This is a genomic window from Pseudomonas helvetica (assembly GCF_039908645.1).
Lineage (GTDB): Bacteria > Pseudomonadota > Gammaproteobacteria > Pseudomonadales > Pseudomonadaceae > Aquipseudomonas > Aquipseudomonas helvetica.
This window is the reverse complement of the sequence record NZ_CP150917.1, coordinates 2,464,899-2,484,683: the sequence shown is the minus strand read 5'-3', so window position 1 is coordinate 2,484,683 and position 19,785 is coordinate 2,464,899. Positions and strand designations below refer to the sequence as shown.

Annotated in this window: 13 protein-coding genes and 5 pseudogenes; 5 read left to right on the top strand and 13 right to left on the bottom strand. The window is 53.8% G+C overall.

The genetic code is table 11. The features are described from left to right. Positions 1-5 precede the first annotated feature (5 nt). The 9 genes and pseudogenes from AABM55_RS11445 to AABM55_RS11405 all read right to left on the bottom strand — a co-directional run. A complete protein-coding gene (locus AABM55_RS11445; RefSeq protein WP_347929606.1) occupies positions 6-758 on the bottom strand; it encodes a WecB/TagA/CpsF family glycosyltransferase in 753 nt (250 codons plus the stop codon). Next, positions 758-1,945 (bottom strand): glycosyltransferase family 2 protein, encoded by a 1,188-nt coding sequence (locus AABM55_RS11440; protein ID WP_347929605.1) that lies wholly within the window; start codon positions 1,943-1,945, stop codon positions 758-760. The genes AABM55_RS11445 and AABM55_RS11440 overlap by 1 nt, the downstream gene beginning before the upstream one ends. Beyond that, positions 1,942-3,144 carry a glycosyltransferase family 4 protein gene (locus tag AABM55_RS11435; protein WP_347929604.1) on the bottom strand — a complete coding sequence of 401 codons (1,203 nt, stop codon included), beginning with the start codon at positions 3,142-3,144 and terminating at the stop codon, positions 1,942-1,944. The genes AABM55_RS11440 and AABM55_RS11435 overlap by 4 nt, the downstream gene beginning before the upstream one ends. A gap of 247 nt (positions 3,145-3,391) precedes the next feature. Next, entirely contained in the window at positions 3,392-4,339 is a 948-nt protein-coding gene (locus tag AABM55_RS11430) for a DUF535 family protein (RefSeq protein ID WP_347929603.1), read from the bottom strand. 7 nt (positions 4,340-4,346) lie between these two features. After that, positions 4,347-5,324, bottom strand: coding sequence for a glycosyltransferase family 2 protein (locus AABM55_RS11425; RefSeq protein WP_347929602.1), 978 nt, complete (start codon positions 5,322-5,324; stop codon positions 4,347-4,349). Positions 5,325-5,373: 49 nt separating this feature from the next. Further along, positions 5,374-5,898 carry a serine O-acetyltransferase gene (locus AABM55_RS11420; RefSeq protein ID WP_054596705.1) on the bottom strand — a complete coding sequence of 175 codons (525 nt, stop codon included), beginning with the start codon at positions 5,896-5,898 and terminating at the stop codon, positions 5,374-5,376. A 9-nt stretch (positions 5,899-5,907) separates the two neighbouring features. After that, on the bottom strand, positions 5,908-6,864 hold the full coding sequence (locus tag AABM55_RS11415) for a glycosyltransferase family 2 protein (protein WP_347929601.1): 957 nt from the start codon (positions 6,862-6,864) through the stop codon (positions 5,908-5,910). A 40-nt stretch (positions 6,865-6,904) separates the two neighbouring features. After that, positions 6,905-7,729: pseudogene (locus AABM55_RS11410) on the bottom strand (oligosaccharide flippase family protein); the annotation flags it as partial. A 180-nt stretch (positions 7,730-7,909) separates the two neighbouring features. Beyond that, positions 7,910-8,250, bottom strand: a pseudogene (locus tag AABM55_RS11405) (IS630 family transposase); the annotation flags it as partial. 200 nt (positions 8,251-8,450) lie between these two features. On the opposite strand from AABM55_RS11405, the pseudogene AABM55_RS11400 reads away from it, so the two are divergent. Beyond that, positions 8,451-8,636, top strand: a pseudogene (locus AABM55_RS11400) (transposase domain-containing protein); the annotation flags it as partial. A gap of 516 nt (positions 8,637-9,152) precedes the next feature. Here the strand turns inward: AABM55_RS11400 and AABM55_RS11395 are convergent. Then, entirely contained in the window at positions 9,153-10,211 is a 1,059-nt protein-coding gene (locus AABM55_RS11395; RefSeq protein WP_347929600.1) for a hypothetical protein, read from the bottom strand. A 211-nt stretch (positions 10,212-10,422) separates the two neighbouring features. Then, on the bottom strand, positions 10,423-11,403 hold the full coding sequence (locus AABM55_RS11390) for an IS5 family transposase (RefSeq protein ID WP_347930018.1): 981 nt from the start codon (positions 11,401-11,403) through the stop codon (positions 10,423-10,425). A 215-nt stretch (positions 11,404-11,618) separates the two neighbouring features. On the opposite strand from AABM55_RS11390, the pseudogene AABM55_RS11385 reads away from it, so the two are divergent. Next, positions 11,619-11,859: pseudogene (locus tag AABM55_RS11385) on the top strand (transposase); the annotation flags it as partial. Positions 11,860-11,926: 67 nt separating this feature from the next. Further along, entirely contained in the window at positions 11,927-13,297 is a 1,371-nt protein-coding gene (locus tag AABM55_RS11380) for an oligosaccharide flippase family protein (protein WP_347929599.1), read from the top strand. 776 nt (positions 13,298-14,073) lie between these two features. Here AABM55_RS11380 and AABM55_RS11375 read toward each other — a convergent pair. Continuing rightward, the gene (locus AABM55_RS11375; protein ID WP_054596700.1) at positions 14,074-14,790 is read right to left on the bottom strand and encodes a glycosyltransferase family 25 protein; all 717 of its coding nucleotides are present in this window, start codon (positions 14,788-14,790) and stop codon (positions 14,074-14,076) included. Between the two features lie 55 nt (positions 14,791-14,845). Further along, positions 14,846-15,385 (bottom strand): annotated as a pseudogene (locus AABM55_RS11370) (oligosaccharide flippase family protein); the annotation flags it as partial. 96 nt (positions 15,386-15,481) lie between these two features. Between AABM55_RS11370 and AABM55_RS11365 the strand changes: the two are divergent. Next, complete coding sequence (locus tag AABM55_RS11365) at positions 15,482-17,008, top strand: O-antigen ligase (RefSeq protein WP_054596699.1); 1,527 nt, start codon at positions 15,482-15,484, stop codon at positions 17,006-17,008. A 5-nt stretch (positions 17,009-17,013) separates the two neighbouring features. Continuing rightward, a complete protein-coding gene (locus AABM55_RS11360; protein ID WP_054596698.1) occupies positions 17,014-19,698 on the top strand; it encodes a cellulase family glycosylhydrolase in 2,685 nt (894 codons plus the stop codon). The last annotated feature ends 87 nt before the right edge of the window (positions 19,699-19,785 follow it).

Genomic DNA, 19,785 nt, shown 5'->3' with positions numbered 1-19,785 from the left:
GTATTTCAGGGCTTCCTTAATGTAGGCGCATCTCTGCAGATCAGCGTGCGCAACAAGAAAAGTGGATTACCAAGCACATAGCGACTGAATAACCGCTTTGGCTCAATCATCAGCCTGAATACCCACTCACAACCGAGACGACGCACCCATTGCGGAGCCCGAACAACCTTGCCACCGAGAAAATCCAGGATCGCCCCGCCGCACACTATCAGGCATGGCACGCCGCTGGCAGCCAGCCTGGCAGCAACGGCTTCTTGCCTGGGCATGCCCATGCCCAGCACAATCAATTCTGGCTGCAGTTGCCGGGCAAGGTTGATGTAGGCATCCACCTCAGCAAAACCATGGTGAGCAGAAACTACATTGACCGCAAATACCGCTTCGCTACGCTGCACCGCATTCGCTAGAAAGGGTTCTGCAGTGCCCCAAAAAGCCACGCGCCGGCCCTTGAAAGCGGCCAGTAATTTGGGGATAAAATCCGTGCCATTCATATTTAACCCCGGCACCAAGCCGAATCGGCGAAACAGGATAGCCATGCCGGAGCCATCCCGTAGTAACACGTCAGCAGCGGACAGCGCGTTATAGTAATCGGTGTTGCCCGCCACCAAGTTCATGGCAAAGGCATTGACGAATCCAAGTACTGTCGCCGCCTCAGGCTTGGATAAAGTATCAATCAATCCTTGCTCATCATCGAGATCACTGACCACCCTGAGTTTCTGGATAATCGTTTGCCAGTTGTGCTGCCAAGCGAAAGCGCGCATTAGTTGTCATCTCGCTTCGAACGCACCCACTCAACTTGGCGCTTAAGCAAAAAGCCTAGATACAGGGGTATTTTTTTCACCACGTAGAACGGCGCATACAACAAGGCTGAAAAAGATATAATCTCGCGACCACATTGGCTCCATGCCAGCAAGATAGCCACATTCAATAGTGCCACCCCGGCAGAAGCGATTAATGCTGGAGCCAAAGCTCCAAACAGCATAAACACCAACCATGACAGACTAAAAACAGCCCCCAACACTATAGTCAATAAGGCCAACGGAGGGACCCATAAATCCAGCGTCATCGCCAGGAGGTTCCAGTTACGCCGGCTGATCGACTCGACAAACAACTTTGGCGCATCGCCAAGGATTACCCCCAGATGACCATGCTCCCAGCGCGTACGCTGGATACTTAAGCCTTCATCACTGCGCGGAAAATAACTGGTCACCAGGGCATCGGGGCAAAACAAAGGCGGCTTACCGCTGCGGCAGAAATCGAAGCCCATCTTCAAATCTTCGACGATGTGACCACTGGCTAAATTGATCAACGCCAGATCCCGCCAGACGAAAGCCATTCCCGTACCCATTAACTGACAGGGCAAACCAAGCCAAGCCGAACCTTGCGGCCGCACCAGATTCTTCACACGCCAGGCAAACTCGGCAAACCGCACTTTTAGCCCGGAACCTGCTGGAGCAAGCATTAAATTAAGTGCCTGCGTTGGCCGCCCTGAGTCGATGCAACACATTGCCAAACGCTCAATAGAGCCCTCACCCACCTGGCAATCAGCATCGACAATGATCACGACGTCCGGCGCAACGCTCGCTAAATGACGTACCCCAAAGTCCAGCGCATAACCTTTGCCACACTGCTGATCATTGCTGCGTTCCACCACCTCAGCTCCCGCCGTGCGGGCCAGCGCGGCCGTGTCGTCAGAACAGTTGTCCGCCACCACCAATAAGCGATCGCCCTCTAGCAACTGCGGCCGAATGCTATTTAACGTCGCGACGATCATCGAGGATTCGTTGTGTGCCGGTACCAACACCGCCACCCGCAGCCGCGATCTTTGCGCCGACGAGCGCAACCGCACAGGCAGGCAGGCCAGCAGCACCTGCAAAAACAGCACCAACACCGGCAGGACTATGAGCACCAGCAGTGTACTGAACAGCCAATCAAGTAAGGTGATCATGCTTGCGCCCTAAACAAATTAGCCAACTTGGCCGCTTCGGTATCGATATCGTGTCGCTCCAGCACTCTCTGATGAGCCGCCTCGCCCATCCGCTGCAACACCTCGACGGGTTGCGCGAGGCAGTCCGCCAGCACCGCCGCCAACTCATCCACAGCTCCAGCGGGAAACAACCAACCGTTCTCGCCCTGACGCACTAACTCGGGAATGCCCGCCACATAGGTCGTCAGTACTGGCCGGCGCAAGGCCATGGCCTCCATGATTACTACCGGCAAGCCCTCGGCGAAGCTCGGCAACACCAAGGCCCGCGCTGCAAGAATTTCCGCCCGCACCTGCTCACTGCTAATCCAGCCAGTGATTCGCACCTGCGCTTGCAAACCATGCAGTGCAATCAGGGCTTCGATTTGCGTACGTATTTCCCCGTCGCCGGCCAGTACTATCTCGAACACCACGGCTTGCGCTGCCAGGATACGGGCGGCCTCAAGCAGCAACAGTTGGCCCTTCTGCTCACACAAGCGACCCACGCAGACCAACCGCGGTACGGACGGTACGGCAACTGCAGGTACATCGTGAAACGCCCGCTCCAGCCCACAATGCACCACCTTTACCCTTGCCCAGTGCGCATGAGCTACCCAGCGAAACAACTGGCTGCGTCCATAAGAGCTGATAGCCGCGACAAAAGCCGCGCGCCGGACTTTCTCGCCCAAATGAATAAACTGCGGTTTGTCGAACTCTTCCGGGCCGTGCACCGTAAAACTGTACGCTGGCCCGCCGAGTGCATTGGCCAGCATCACCACCTCGGTTGAGTTAGTGCCGAAATGCGCATGCACATGCTCGGCGCCGAACGCCTGCAACCAAAACAGCAGGCGACATGCCTCGGACAAATAGACCAAATGGTACGGCCAGGGCCGATCGGCATGCCGGCCCATACGTAGCGCCAGCCACAACGCCGAAAAAAAGCGTCGCGGCTGGGCGCGCAGTACCTTCAGCACAGGCACTAACAGCTCTTTGACTCCGCCCTGCAACACATAGGAAGTTTTACTGCGCTCGGACACGTCCTCGGCATCCACCAACTCGGCATCCCAACCACGCAGAGCAATGCGCTGCACCACAAAGCCCTGGCGCTCTAACGCCAAAATCTCGCGACGAATGAAGCTATGGCTGACCTTGGGGTATTGATTGATCAAATAAGCGATACGCATAGGAACCAGCTTAGATGTCGTTGCGGTGAACTATTACTACAGATAGTTTTACAGTAGTACAATTATCAAGAACGTCAACAAGCACCACGGGGTTTATTCCGATCCTTGCATTTTTTCCGAGCAATACCCCACCTGGATTTTTTTGCTCCGGCACCTTATATACACGTCGAAACCAATAGTTGAAACAGTGTCGCCCGCTAACTAACCAAGAGTGACTACTGCAGTTTCATGCTGCTAGGCCCGACAGTCAAATATCGACCTGATGAGCGCTTGTGTTAGTTGCACAACGGCCCATTAACACACTATCTATCCTTGAAAAAATATCATCTAGAAGCTCATAACGTCTGCGGTACATGGCACGTTTTTTTGAAGGAATACAATCAAGCGATTTTTTGGACAATACCATGGGGATTTCAAAAAAGTCTTCGCGCTCTGACGGAATCGCTCCATGTTCCAACCATATGGCATCATAATCAGCCGCCAGGTCTTGAGCTTTTTCAGCCCCAAAATATGGATGACGATGATGACGATATCCATCCCCTATCGCATAAATCTTTTCAACACCAACACTGCTTGCAATATACTTAATAGCTTCGATCAGAAGACTTCTTGGGCGAAGGCCTTCGAAATCTTTTGTCAGTGCTCTATAAATGTCCAAAGACCTATCACTCTCTACGCCTTTGTGTATCCCTTGAACGGCACCGATAAAAATACATAACTCAACTTCCGTGCGACACAAGGTGAACGCTATTGATGCAATACGCAAATCACCCTGAAACAAATTCAGCACTAACTCCCCTTCACGCATAAACCATACCGGACGATCCAGAACCAAGGAACAACCAACAGAGCACCCCGACAAGTCACTCAACATCAAGCTGTCATTTCGTCCCAGAAGTAATAGCTGCGGACAGCTTTTTGTGACGACTTCGTAATGCGAGGCCAAGACACCAAGTCTATCCTGAGGTCTCCAGCATCGACTGATGTACGGCCAATGAACAACACCGACACAATCACCTCCCAACTTCTCAAAACCGGTCTTGCCCAGGGCATTCGACATACGCCACAAAAACAACTTTAGCTCGGACCAGTTTTTTCCAACTAAAATCAGTAATACAAGCTTATTTTTCAACGCCCTGAAGGAATACCCTGCATGTAAAGAAAACACGCTTTTTAGTATCAGCCAATCATTCATAGCCGTCTCACTTGTATTCGATCAACGCCGTCTTGCCGGCGCCCAATCTGTGCAACAGAAACTTGACTTGCCCGAGCATCTCGGGAAATTTGCTCAGCACCAGAAAGAAGGCCTGCAGCCAGTTTTCGCGCGCTGATCTATCGCCCCGGCGAGCCAAGCGCACCACCTGCAGTGGATAGACCAGCAGCAGAAGCAGCCCAAACCATCCCAACACCAAACTCGCGATCATAGTCGCCAGCGGGACACCCAAGCCCCAAAGCCAGGCCCGGCGCGACTCACGCTGCCAATGTTGCTCCGGTGCGGCCCCATGCAAAAATGCGCCCTCGGCAAAGGCATAGCCACCACGCAGGGTACGCCGCCACCATTGGCCGAAGCGGGTCATGGCCGCATCGTGCAAGGTCATTTCGTCAGCCAGGCGCCAGACTTTCCATCCATTCGCACGCAGACGTACACACAACTCAGGCTCTTCCCCGGCAATAAGATCCGCTCGAAAACCAGACACTGCGGCGAACGCTTCAGCCCGTATCAGCGCATCGCCACCACACGCCTTGGCCTCACCTATCGGGGTATCCCATTCAAGATCACACAACAAGTTGTAAATCGAACGCTGTGGAAAACGTTCACGGCGCCGTCCACAGACCACCGCAACCTCAGGCTGAGCATCAAGAAAGGCCTGCGCCCGGGGTAGCCAGCCACCGACAACCTCGCAATCACCATCGACAAACTGTACATAACACATCGCCGGCAATAAACGTTGCACGCAGGCAAATCCTTCATTGCGCGCACGTGCAGCCGTAAAGGGAATCGACATATCCAACTCAACCACCTCGACCCCAAGCCGCCGTGCCATCTGGACTGAACCATCCGTTGATCCAGAGTCGACATAAATAACCTTCTGCGCCGCACCGCCCAGCGAAGCCAGGCAACGCTCAAGCCGCAGGCCTTCATTGCGACCGATAACAACGACACCGATACCAGTAGCCATTGAGTTCACTCAGCGATGTAAAACTGCTCGATATCGTCCACCGGAGGGTTCATAAGCATTCCCTTGCTTCTGCGCGCTGCCTTTTCTTGATAGTCGCAGGCACGCCCACTGCCACCGAGTCGTCCGGTACATCTGTCAGCACCACGGCATTGGCACCAATCACGACGTTGTTACCAATGCGGATATTGCCCAGCACCTTGGCCCCGGCACCGATATCAACGTTGTTACCCATCACCGGGGCAATCGGCTCATCCACATTCTTGAGCCCCACGACCACGCCATTGCGGATACGGCAATCATCGCCGAACTGAGCATAACCACTGATCACGATTCCGCCGAAATGATCGATGACGAAGTTGCGCCCAATCACCACCTCACACGGCAGCTCGATACCCGTCACGATCTGCACCAATTTGAAGAGCACTTTGTATATAAAGGAGAACAACTTACGCAAGAATGCCGGGCGCACTCCGTAGCGCCAGCGCCCAAAGCGATAAACCAGCATCACCCAGAACCCCTGAGCAGCCCAATCACCAGCGTATGCACGCAAGTCCGCACGTATATTTTCGAACATAAGGTTGACCTACCGTGTTGGTCGGCTAGCAAAGTGGGTATCGCGCAGCAACGCCCAAGTATCACGAGCATGCTGCCAACATGCCCCTATGGCGGCCCGGCCGCGGCCTTTCAATAGAGCCTTGAGCGCCAGAATCAGATCACCCAGGCTCACCAGTAACATATGAGAGGCCAAACCCAGTAGACCGTGGTGCTTGCGAAAGTACAAAAGCTCGCTTTCGATTTGTAACCTGGGTATCTGTCGACTGACCACATTGAGCTCGACAACCGATTTGGCACTTTCACCGCCGATATGCACCACCGTGGTATGCGGGTAATAAACCACCTTCCAACCGGCCTGTTTAACGCGTTTGCAGTGATCGACCTCCTCGTAGTAAAGAAAGTAGCGCGGGTCGAACAAACCAACCTGATCGATGACTTCACGGCGGATCAAGTAATAGCAGCCGGGCACCCAGTCGCACTCACGGACCGAGGCATGATCCCAGTCCATGTCGTCGACCCTCTTCACCACAGGGAAAAAGCGCTCAAGCCCTGTACGCGAGAGGAAGACATTCAACGGCGTCGGAAAATAGCGACAGGAGGGCTGCAAATCACCCTCTCGCCCAACCAGCCGAACGCCAAGGACTCCGCAATCAGGGTGAGCCGCCATGTAATCGAGGGTCTTGTTCAGGGTATCAGCAGCAACGAATGCATCGGTATTGAGGAGCAACGCGTACTCGCCCTGCAGGTGCTCAACCAATTGATTGTTGGCACGACCAAAGCCAACATTATTTTCATTGGCCAGCAGCAATGCCTCTGGGCAAACCGTTGCCAGGCACTCTAGCGAGTTATCGACAGAGGCATTGTCCACCACTAAGTAGCGCGTTCGATCCGCACTATTTGACTCGCGCAACGCGTTAAACATGGGCTGCAGCAGAGTCGCTGTATTGTAGTTAACTACCAGCACATCAAGAGGAGCACTAATCATTAGGTTGCTCCCAAAAAAAGTGTTGAACTCTCATTGCCACAAGCGCCCCAACCACTACGCCAAGCGCCAGCAGCAGGGGCAGCAGCACCCATAACGAAACAACGCGAATGATGCGATCACCATTCATGGCCAGTACTCCCACTGCCGAAGACAATAGTATCCAATGGCCAAAGACGATTAACTCTTTGAGCGCAGAGCGGTCCCACTGTAGACGGTTAGGCGGTCCCTCAAACCAGAAATGACCCAGTAGAGTGCTGACCATCGCGGCGACCAGACCTGCAACCACCAGCGACCAGATAGACCTGGTGAAGTAACCGGCGCCCAGCATCACCAGCAGGCCGGCAAGCTGGGACGCAAACTCGGCGAGCACCACTTTCTTTTGCTGAAACGCGCGAACTGCCAAGTCGATTTTAGTCGACTGGAACCCAAAGATGATCGCGGTAAAACCGGTAAAGGCCAACACCAGCGGCAACTCCGGTGCAGCATAGGTGGAATTGGCCGACCACAAATTGATGACTTGCGCAAACCAGGTGAAGCCCGCGATTAGAAGTGTCGAAGCAAAAAGGACAACGCCACGCAGGATCTGCACTGTCCAGGCGGTATTGAGAAACACTGGATCGTCGCCACGCGGGCTCTGGATAATGTTCTGGCGCAAACCGACATCGGAAAGCAAGTGCAGAACCACCGAAACGGTGGTGGCGATGATCATTACGCCGAAAATTTCCGGCATCAGCAGACGGGCCATTACCAGGTTGCCGCCCAAGCGAATGGCTTGAGACGTTACAAGCGCCCCCAGATTCCATGCCCCAGCAGATATCGCTCGCCTGCGAAGGCTCAACGATGGCGATAAATCAATTGGAGGCATGACATCAACCCCAAACTCAAATGGTACGCACGTTACTATAGCTACAATTGGTCATCTCACTAGCCGTTGCTCACCAATCCATGGGTTCAAGAATCCATGCCTGAGCACTTTCGCGCGTTAATCGTCATTCTAGTTTTAGCTGGCATCGTTTTTGCCCTAGTGTGCTGTTTTGAAAATAACTTACCCATTAGCTCGTAAAGCCATTGCCTCACGGGCTCGCTGTATCTTGTTCAAGATATCTTCGCCCTTCGCATTCCAGACGTAGCGAGTCGGCTGTGCATTTCGCAGTGCCAGGAACGTGGTGATCGAGCTTTCCAGTTCGCGAACCGAGCTGAAACTACCGTCACGCAGGCATGTTGACGCTCGATGCAGCTGATCAAGCGTCCTTGAAGATAATCCAGCGCAGTGAACAAGGTGACCGTGCCGTGGCGGATATAGTCATGCGATTGCGTACGGATATGCCCGATACCAAGAGGCAGACCAGGCTGCGAGCGTTCCAAGGCTTGAACCTGGCTTTTCTCATGGTAAGTAGGCCGAAGGAATTTCACCTTCAGCCTCTCGCAGAACCGTACGTGAGTCTCTCAACCCATACGGCTCCCGTTACCCAGTCGAGCCTCATTTCCAAAGACATGCCAGTGCACAAACAACGATGGGCAGGCTTTCTTTATTCGGTTAAGCCAATCAACACTGCGGCACTTGTGCCCCGCCAGCGGTTTGTATTTCTGACGGGCCCAAGGGCGCGACAGCCAGCGCGCAGATCTATAGCTTGGTCGAAACTGCCAAAGCCAACGGCCAAGAGCCCTATACGTGGCTGCACCACGTACTGGAATGCCTACCGCAAGCTACTTCGGTAGAAGACTTCGAAGCCTTGCTGCCGTGGAACTGTTCCCCAACTATCTCGTGCTAAATGCCCACATCGGTTTTTTGCCATGTGTGGTTTATGGGTCGCTCACAACGCACTGGTATCACGTGAGCATCAAACAGCGCCTTGAAGGTCGTTTGATAGACTTGGCGGAGATGGTCAATGACGAGGTCAGATTGAATGAGCTTCTGTCCGCGCAATGTGAAGACTTCCAAGTGACTGAAGTACAGGTGTCTACGCCGGGCTGGATAAATCGTGGCCCGAGCTGGCGCATGGAACTTCTGCGTGGCATTTCCCTTGGCTATGACAAAAACGAGGTCGTGGTATGCCTGCTTGAAGTCGAAAGCGGTCAGGTCTACACCGACTCTCATGACCGCTCGTCCGACGTCAACACTCTGACCAACCTCCGGAAAATTTACTGAGAAACGACAAGATTTTCGAATGCTGTAACGCGAATTTTGCAGCGTAACGGAGCCATTGTTACCGAGCAGAAATTGAGTTACACCCAACGAATACGCACTCAGGGGCGTATAAATGCTGAATACGCGCGTTATACTTTCGTTACACACCAATTTTAGCAACATCAAGAGATCTCAAGAAATACCAAAGCCTGATTTTTCTCAAAACACGTAACGGGACCCATAGAATATTTAGCCTGGGAGCTTCACTGCTTACCCTGTGTTCCAACACTTCTTTATGAACATGTGGTATTTCATTAAAGAGTCGTTCCAGCATTGCTGGTTCCGACTCACCAGAAAGCGACCCAGAATAATGAATGATATTTGAACTTTTCATGGACGGTGTCGCTGATGGACCGACGATATGCCCAGGAAAAGCCATGTGATGTTCCACAAGGCTTAAGTGGCGCCACCTGATATTATTCTTTACCAGCACGGGAGAAATAACAACTTGATCGGCATACCATGCAGACCCTGAACTGCTTGCCAGCTTACTTTTCAGTAGTTTTTCGAATGCTGAAAAATAGCTTTCAGCAAAACAACTACTTCTACGCCAGACAAATGCACCCGAATTAAAGTAAGCACGCACTTTTACCACCGGACTTTCTAGTGATATCCATGGAAGCTCATCGAAATTGGCGCCTAACAACTTGCACAACGACTGCCAATAAGGACAATCTTTTGCAACCCCCTCATGTATAGCTGGTGGAAGATATTCTGCACGGGCGGCAAAATCAACGTCTAAATCTAACAGCAGCCCCGATGGCTCCGACGCAATCAAAATATCACTATCAAGCCAAGAAATTAAATCAGTTGTTGCATTACATTGCGCCCAATATACCGCCGCCGGTTTATTTGAATAGTTAAACCAAGGCGCCACATTATATGCACTATCATCGACGTAGGTCACATCTAACTCGCACATTGCACGCAACGTTGCTCGCGAAAGGGGTGCACCAACACGTGCCTTTACTGCAAATACTGTACAATTTGCCAACCGACCGCCAAATTTTCTAAGCGTTTTGATCATAAGGAGAGTTTGATTTTCAAGCCGCCCACTTTCAATACAACAAACAAACGAAATCGATGGAGTTGAAACCTCACTAGATCTGCAATCCCGCGCAACAAACACCTGCCGATCTAAATTTAAAGAATTAGACATTTGATATAAATCCCTCATTGAGCAATCGAAACTCACGAGAATAATTCAACGAACTTGTGAACCCATATATATCTGGCATGCCTGTAGGGAAGCTCCGTTCAACTTTCCGCAACCGCTCGGCAAGTTGAAAAGCCCGTGGCGCTCAGCGCTATTTACTGCGAAACGTCCCGTACGCACCGCCTTGTCGGGCTTTTTAGTTCATTTCTCCGTGTTACATGCGCAACTCGCCCATACCCATCAGCTGTTTTCGAACTATCCACAGGGTTGACAGGGCGAACAGCGTGGTCAGCTGAGCGGTGTTTTTCATCAGTCCACGAAAGCGCACTTTCACATAACCGAACTGGCGCTTGATCACTCGAAAAGGATGCTCAACCCTGGCCCGCGTCTGGGCTTTGCAATACTCGATTTTGCGCTTGGCCTTGTAGAACAGGCTGCGTTTATTGAGCCTGGAATAGGTGCTGCGCCGCGCGGTGAGCTGCCAGATCACCTCACGATTTTCATGCTCCTCACATTTCTCGACACTGGTGTGCCCCGCGTCGGCATACACCGTGTTTCCATCGCCGTGCAGCAGCTGCGCAACGTGGGTGACGTCGGCCACATTCGCCGCCGTGCCGTGAACGTGATGAACCAGCCCCGATTCCACATCAGCGCCGATATGCGCCTTCACTCCGAAGAAATATTGATTACCTTTCTTCGTTTGATGCATTTCAGGATCACGCTTGCCGTCTTCGTTCTTGGTCAAGCTGGGCGCATGGATAATCGTGGCATCGACGATGGTGCCTTGACGCTGGGAAAGGCCTTTTTCCTGCAAATAACCATTGATGACCGCGAGGATCGCCAGCGCCAACTTATGCTTTTCCAGCAAATGCCGGAAATTCATGATCATGGTGTCTTCAGGAATCGGCGCGCTCAAGGTCAGATGGGCGAACTGGCGCATGGGAGTGATTTCATACAGTGCTCCCTCCATTGCCGGGTCACTCAGCGAGAACCAGCTCTGCAACAGGTGAATACGCAGCATGGTTTCCAACGGATACGGTTTGCGGCCACCGCCAGCCTTTGGGTAATACGGCTCAATCAACGTCAGCAAGCCGCTCCAGAGCACGACCTGATCCATCTCGGCAAGGAATCGTTCGTAGCGTGTTTGCTTACGCTTGCCGGCGAATTCGAAATCGGAAAAGCTCATCTGGCTCATCTGGCTCATGGGCGGCTCGGGTCAGGTGGTGAGGGTGTATTTCTCCACGGTTGAAGACTTGTTCGGAGATTCCGTAGATAGCTGTCGAGAAAAGCACGCTTTCACCTCGAGGGACCAATCGGACACACAATCCGATATTGAATTCACCATAGATTGCTTCCGGCGTTTTTCAAGGTAGTTGTCGCGTTGACCGTGTTTTTTAAAAGCTCAGCGCCCAGTTGCAACCGGTAATCCCGTTGCGGACGATGAAGCGCAAGCCCAAACCCGGTTTACCCAGACTTTTCGATCGACCGAAGTACCGGCAGCGCAACGTCATTGAGCGGATGTTCGGCTGGCTGTAAGAGAACCGCCGCATCGCAACGCGGTTTCGTCAAACCCGCGAAAAGCTTTGCGGCAATGGTTTCGCTGGCCTGTTCCATGCGGCGCTTGCGACACTGTTTTTCGTACAAAACCTAGAGTGTGCTAACGGCATGGCAGATCGAGACTATAGTAGCTTGCTAGAGATTGGGTGAGGGATGTTGCTATGCCTTCGATCGAGTTGTCGTCACCGCAGAGCCTTCGCAAGCGGGTCATCTGGGCTGGGGCGTTGAATATCGGGTGTATGCTGGCTTCCCACGCCATGCGACTGGGCGGCAACCTGGTGATCACCCGCCTGCTGGTGCCGGAAATGTTCGGCGTGATGGCCATCGTCACCACCGTTTCGGTGCTACTGCTACTGCTTTCTGATGTTGGCCTGCGGCAGAACATTATCCAAAGCCCACGAGGCGACGACCCGCTGTTTCTCAATACCATGTGGACAGTGCAGATCGTCCGCGGTTTTGTGCTGTTTCTCCTGATGCAGCTGCTGGCCCTCTGTGCCTGGTTCGCGCAGCACCTTCAACTGTGGCCGGCGCACACCACCTATGCCGCTGCAGAGCTGCCGCTGGCGTTGGCACTAACCGGCTTTTTCGCGATTATTTACGGCTTCCAGTCGACCAAGGTCGATGTGGCCATCCGTACGTTTCAGCAGAAGAAGGTGGTGCTCGCGGAACTGATCACGCAGCTCGCCGGCCTGGTGGTGATGCTGGTGGCCGGCTACTTCACCCGCTCTATCTGGTCGCTGGTGGCGGCGAGCCTATTGGCCACCTTGGTCTACACTGTCCTCAGTCACCTGATGTTCCAGGGCCCGAACAACCGCCCGCAGTGGGACCCGGCGGCGCTCCGCGAGATGCTCGACTACGGCCGTTGGATACTGTTGTCGTCCGCGGTGGGGGTCCTGGCCATGCAGGGTGACCGGATCTGGTTCGGCGGCAGCATGTCGGTCATGGAACTGGGGGTTTATTCCATCGCCGTGAGCATCCTTGGAACCATCCAGTTGAGCCTGCAGCGGCTGGCCGGGGCGGTCGCTCTGCCGGCCCTCAGTGAAGCGGCGAGAAGTGGCGACAAGGAGCGGTTGCGCAACCTGTACTATCGCTTCAGGCTGTTGTTCGACCTAGTCTCGCTGTTCGCCTGCGGCTTCTTGCTGACCGCCAGCCCACTGATCATCGGCTGGTTATACGACGCACGTTATGCCGGCGCCGGCGGCATTATGGCTATCCTCTCGCTGTCCCTCTTTACCTTGCGCTTCACTCTGGCGCACCAGATCTGGCTGGCCCTCGGGCTGACCAAGTACCTGGCCATGGATAACATCATCCGGGTCATTTCACTGTTCATCCTGCTGCCGTTGCTTTTGGCCATCGGTGGGGTGACCTATGCGATCTGGGGTGTCGCCCTGCATACCTACTTGACGCTTTTCCTGATTTACAAAGTCAGTCGCCAACTGGGTCTTTTTGACCTGAGGCGCGAGCTTGCAGTGCTACCTGCTCTGGCGCTCGGAGCCTTGTTCGGGGCGTTGCTCGTCAGGCTCTTTGCCTGAGCCCGGGCTGGCCCTGTGTCGAATATCGTCGCTGTTCGTGCTTTGTGAATCTTCAGGGGTGGAAGTACGAAAATGTGAAGGGACTTGGTTGCAGGAGGCTCGACGTGCCTGGCTCTGGGACAGTGCCACTAATGACGCTACTAGGCTGGGTCACATTGGACTGGGCAGTGCTGCTGGCGCTGCTAGTCTACCCATCGTAGGTGGTGCGTCTGGCGCGCCGTAACCGCAGTTCGGCGTGAGAGACCCCATGATCTATAGAGCGGTACTGAAAAGCACATGGCTTTCCTGCAACAGATTGAGCGCAGCCCCCCCGAGGGGCTGGATCTGCATGTGATTCTGGATAACAGTTCGACCCACAAAGGGGAAGGAAGAGCTCACCTCGCTAGCCGCTTCAGGGACGAGCTGATTGGGCTGCGGCTAACGAGGGTAGCAATTTGACACTAGCCCACCTGACTTATCTCGCTCACCTTAACCACCCTACCAGCCTGCAGGTGAACAGCGGGCGAGGAATCATCATGCCTAAAGTACAGCGCGACTCTCATCATGGTGCGGGGCATGCCTCATGCAGACGCCAGATAGATTTGAGCAAGCCAACCACTTCACCCGTTAATCAGCATTGCAAAAAATGGGGTGACCATAGATTTCATTAAGCCATTACACTCGGCGACTGCAAAAGGTCAACTGCTTCATTGGATCTCAGGCAACGTGATCGGTGTATGTCACCAGAAACGGGAAGTCTTCTTCAGAGCTTTCCTAAAAAGCGAAGTAGCAGAAAACTATCGAGTTCTTCTCAGGTTTTTTGCTTTTAACCTCCTAAGCATAACCATTACCGACCGCAGGAGAGGCACCCTGTCAAAGATGGAAGGTTCATGCAGGTCCGTCCGCGAAGGCCTTTGATAGCCAAGATTCCAGGTAAAATAGTAAGCTAGAATCTCTTTGTTCTTTTGAATAAGCGTATTGAGAGCAGCGTCATAATGCATCGGACCTCCGTCAGGATGTCCCGGTGGCCGCTCCAGAACCTGGAATAAAAAATCCCTCAATTTCCCAAAGCATTTCCCGTTTACAGCATAGAAATGGGACAAATGTATTGGCCGGTCGACCACTTCCCAAGCAGGCAAGCTTGAGTTCCCTTCAAACGGATGCCCAAAATAGACGATGTCCCACTCCATACCTTCCAGAGACTCGATGGCCTGTCTCCCATATTGAGGAATGTGTCTGGAAAACTGTATGTCGTCCTCCATGATCAAGATATTTTTCAAATTCAGGCGCATTGCCTCTTCCAGCACCCCCAGATGACTCAAAAAGCAGCCTCTGGCCCCGACGCTCGGGAAGCCATTTCTCTCACTGGGCGTAACAGCCTCAAAAAAGCCTATTTTTTCATCATCAATTTGAAAGCCGTTACGAGCGAATTCTTCTACTGTTTCTAAACGGCGATCCTTTCTTGACGAGATATTGATGATTCTTGCTCGATCAAAATAGTCGATCACGTTCATCCGTCAGATCCTCAGCGCAGGCGATCAGGGCAGTTGGATTGCAGTATAGGTAAGCGATGACCAGCAGCCCGGCAAGCTGGGACGCAAACTCGGCGAGCACCACTTTCTTTTGCTGGAAATCGCGAACGGCCAAGTCGAGTTTCGTCGACTGGAACCCAAAGATGATCGCGGTAAAACCGGTAAAGGCCAACACCAGCGGCAACTCCGGTGCGGCATAGGTGGAATTGGCCGACCACAAATTGATGACTTGCGCAAACCAGGTGAAGCCCGCGATTAGAAGTATCGAAGCAAAAAGGACAACGCCACGCAGGATCTGCACGGTCCAGGCGGTATTGAGAAACACTGGATCGTCGCCACGCGGGCTCTGGATAATGTTCTGGCGCAAACCGACATCGGAAAGCAAGTGCAGAACCACCGAAACGGTGGTGGCGATGATCATTACGCCGAAAATTTCCGGCATCAGCAGACGGGCCATTACCAGGTTGCCGCCCAAGCGAATGGCTTGAGAGGCTACAAGCGCACCCAGATTCCATGCCCCAGCAGATATCGCTCGCCTGCGAAGGCTCAACGATGGCGATAAATCAATTGGAGGCATGACATCAACCCCAAACTCAAATGGTACGCACGTTACTATAGCTACAATTGGTCATCTCACTAGCCGTTGCTCACCAATCCATGAGTTCAAGAATCCATGCCTGAGCACTTTCGCGCGTTAATCGTCATTCTAGTTTTAGCTGGCATCGTTTTTGCCCTGGCGCGTCGACCAGCAGTAGACCTGATCCCACACCACGACTTCACTCGTCGCCGCAATCTGTGGTTCGCATTGACGCTACTGGCCTTTGTCTCGCACAGTTTCTGGGTGTACGCGGGCATTGCCGCTATTATTTTGACCGTCGCACGACAACGCGAACGCAATCCTCTGGCACTGTTTTTCCTTCTGCTGTTTCTCATCCCGCCGGCCCCGGCAGAGATTCCCGGCTTCGGCCTGATCAACTATTTTTTTGCACTTAACCATATTCGTCTGCTCGCATTGTGTCTGTTGTTGCCGGCTTTTTTCATGCTACGCAGGCAAGCAAGCACACTGAGCTTCGGACGCACCTGGCCTGACAAACTGCTAGCGGCCTACCTCTTGCTGACGAGCCTGCTTTACCTGCGTAACACCACGCTGACCGACAACCTGCGCCAGACGCTCTACCTGTTCACAGACGTTTTTTTGCCTTACTACGTTGCCAGCAGGGCACTGAAGGAACTCAGCGACTTCAAGGATGCTCTGTTGGGATTTGTACTCGCCGCCATGGTGCTGGCGCTTATTGGTCTCGTCGAATTTGCCCGCCATTGGCTGCTGTACAACGCGCTGATTGTCGCCCTGGACATGCACTGGGGAATGTCCAGCTACCTGAATCGTGGTGATTCATTACGCGCCAGCGCCACCACCGGCCAGGCAATCGCACTGGGTTACGTCATTAGCGTGGCCATCGGCTTTTACCTGTTCTTGCGCGAGAGCGTACGCAGCCGATTGCAGCAATGCCTCGGCGCGCTCTTACTGGCTGGCGGTCTGTTTGCACCGGTGTCGCGTGGCCCCTGGATTGGCGCAGCCGTCATGATCACCGTGTTCATCGCCACCGGCCGTAAAGCTGTCAAACGCCTGATGCTTCTGGCAATCGCCGGAGCGCTCGCCCTTCCCCTGCTGGCCATCGTGCCTGGCGGGCAAAAGTTCCTGGATCTGCTACCGTTCATCGGTACGGTAGACGTAGAGAACATCACGTACCGGCAGCGCTTGATTGACAACTCAGTGATCGTCATCCAGCGCAACCCTTGGTTGGGCTCTTTCGATTACCGCAACACTCCTGAGATGCAGTCCATGATTCAGGGCGAGGGCGTCATCGATATTGTGAATACCTATATCGCCCTGGCGCTGGACATCGGTCTGATCGGATTGACGCTATTCGTGTTTTTTTTCGCCACTGTGCTGCTCGGCATTCATACGGCAATACGCTCGTTCCCCAACAAAGACGATGAGGCGCGCCGACTCGGACGTGCGCTGTTGGCGGTACTGGCCGGGATACTGGTGACCATCTTTACCGTTAGCAGTATCACGGTGATCCCCGTGGTGTATTGGTCGGTGGCCGGACTGGGTGTGGCCTATGCTCAGATGGTGCGCAGGCTCAAGCGCACTGAGACTGCAAGCAGTGCGAGCGCCAACCTTCAACTCCGGTAACGCTCATGACCTCTTTTTTTCACCGCCCCCATATGCTGCTAGTGGTTCTCCTGCCCCTTGCTATTTGGCCGTTTAGCACCTGGGCGTCGGACTGGGTCTCCAGCGTGGATGAGCGCAGTGGCCTGCCAATGCTGGCGCGCGGTGGCAACCCTGTAGTTTCTTCTTCATTCGCCTTCTGGGGGAGCCACTGGGAATGGGCGGATTTGCCGACCGCGTTCAAAGTGAACTCCCCTTATAGCTACTCCCTTGCAGGCAAGAACAAAAACCTGGATTTCGACGTAAGTGCGCAGATTCAGAAGGAAGACGAGCAAAAGTTAACCTGGAACATTGCCCTGGATGCACACAGCATGATGCCGGACGTGATGGGCGGAGGCATCGTCTTCAAGTTCGATCCTGCCCTTTACAATGGAGAAATGGGTGAGCCGGCTTTGCTACCCGACAACCGCGGCTGGTCCTGGGGGAATACACAAAGCCGACGCATTGAGATGCGTTTTGAGCCTGCACTGGCAAGTGTGTACTTTGAACCGGGTGATAAATCTCAGGTGCGTGCTTTTTTTTACAAGAACACGATCAAACCCGGCCGCCAAAATTTCAAAGCCACTTTGAGCCTATCTGGCGATGTGGTACTCGGTCCGACCACAACCGAGCGCTTCGGGCTGGCGGACACAAGGAGCTGGCCGAGTGACACGCTCGACTGGAAAACCTCGCCGGTCGATCTGTCCTTTCTTAACGCTCACGAAAAACCTGCAGGTAAGCGCGGCTTCGTCAAAGTATCCGGCGAGCAACTGCTATTCGCGGACAACACCCCGGCGCGCTTCTGGGGCACTAACCTGGCGGCCTATACGCTGTTTCTTACGCCAGACGATGCAATCAAGCAGCAGGCCAAACGCCTGTCGGCACTCGGGTTCAATCTCGTACGACTGCACCACCATGACTCCCCATGGGTCATCCCAAACATCTTTCTCGACAGACACCTCACACGTGACACCCAGCAACTAAGCCCGGATTCGCTGAAAAAAATTGACTGGTGGATCAAGTGCCTCAAAGACGAGGGCATTTATGTATGGCTCGATATGCACGTCGAGCGAGCCCTCACGGCAAACGACAACATCTATGGCTTCGACGAAATGCCAAAAGATGACAGGAACGACGCCGGCCTCAAGGGCTATGCGTATGTAAATATCACTATTCAGCAGGCGATGAAGCGCTTTGCCCAAGCCTATTTGACCCATGTAAACACCTACACCGGACTCGCCTACAAAGACGATCCGGCGATCGCCGCCGTACTGATTACCAACGAAAACGATGTCACCCAGCACTTTGGCAACGCCCTATTACCAGACAAACGAGTGCCAAAGCACAACCGGATCTACATGGCCGAGGCCAAGGCCTTTGCGAACCAGCACAATCTATCCGCAAGCCAGACCTGGCGCTCCTGGGAGCCCGGCCCTGCCAAGCTGTTCCTTAACGATTTGGAGCGACGTTTCAACGTAGACATGATTCAACACCTACGTGAATCAGGAGTGAAGGTACCCATCGCCACGACCAGTACCTGGGGTGGCAATGGCCTTAACGCCCTACCGGCCCTTACCGCTGGCGACCTGATCGACGTCCATAGCTACGGTGGCTCTGGGCAGCTAGAGAAAAACCCGATCACCAGTGACGGTTTACTGCACTGGATTGCCGCCGGCCAAGTCATAGGCAAACCCCTGACCGTCACCGAGTGGAACACTGAACCCTTCCCGACACCCGACCGCCACTCGCTGCCACTCTATATGGCTGGCACCGCCAGCCACCAAGGCTGGGACGCACTGATCCACTATGCCTACAGCCAGGAGCCGCTAACCGGCGAATGGATGAGTGCCAGCAACTGGCACGCCTATAACGACCCTGCCCTGCTGGCCACCCTGCCCGCCGCCGCCTTGCTTTACCGCCGAGGCGACGTTCGCGAAGCAATGACGACCTATGTCTTCGCGCCGACGCCAAGCACGCTATTCAACCAACCCATCACACCGACCAACGCTGTTCTACTGCGTACCGCCATGGAGAAAGGCAAACTGCAGATCGCCATGCCACAGACGCCAGAATTACCTTGGTTGCAGCAGAGCATTATCTCGAGCAATGCCCAGGTGTTTCATGACGCCAATCAGTCGCTGCTGGACGCCAATGCCAGCGAGTCCACGACAGACACTGGCGAGTTAAAGCACAACTGGAAACAAGGCATCTACACCATCAATACGCCACGCACCCAAGCAGCAACCGGCTGGATCGGCGGCGAATCGATCAGCCTTGGCAACATCCAGGTTCAAGTGAAGACCGCTAATGCCAGTGTGGTGGTGCAAAGCCTGGACAGCGCGCCTATCGGCCGATCGCAAGACTTACTGATTTCACTGGGTACCCGTGCCATCCCCAAAGACGACAACAAAACACCTTTTTATGTCGAGCCCCTCGAAGGCACCCTGACAATCCAGGCACCGCAAGGCTTGACACTTTTCACCCACGGCATCCTTGCGCAAATGAAGGAGCTGCCCGCCACCTACCTTGATGGACGCTATACGATCAAGTTCGACGGCCAGCAGATGTCCAATTGGTTATTTTTGAAAAAAAGCGTTCTGCAAGCTACAACTTCAGGTGACGCACAGACAAAACTTGCCGAAACAGCACCATCAAGCACGCCGGCAAGCCAATAACTAACCCGTCTATTTAAAACAGGGTCAGGCCGATCGCGCTGACGCTCCAATCTGCGCTTACACAGCAACAGTTTCGGGGAGATCAGG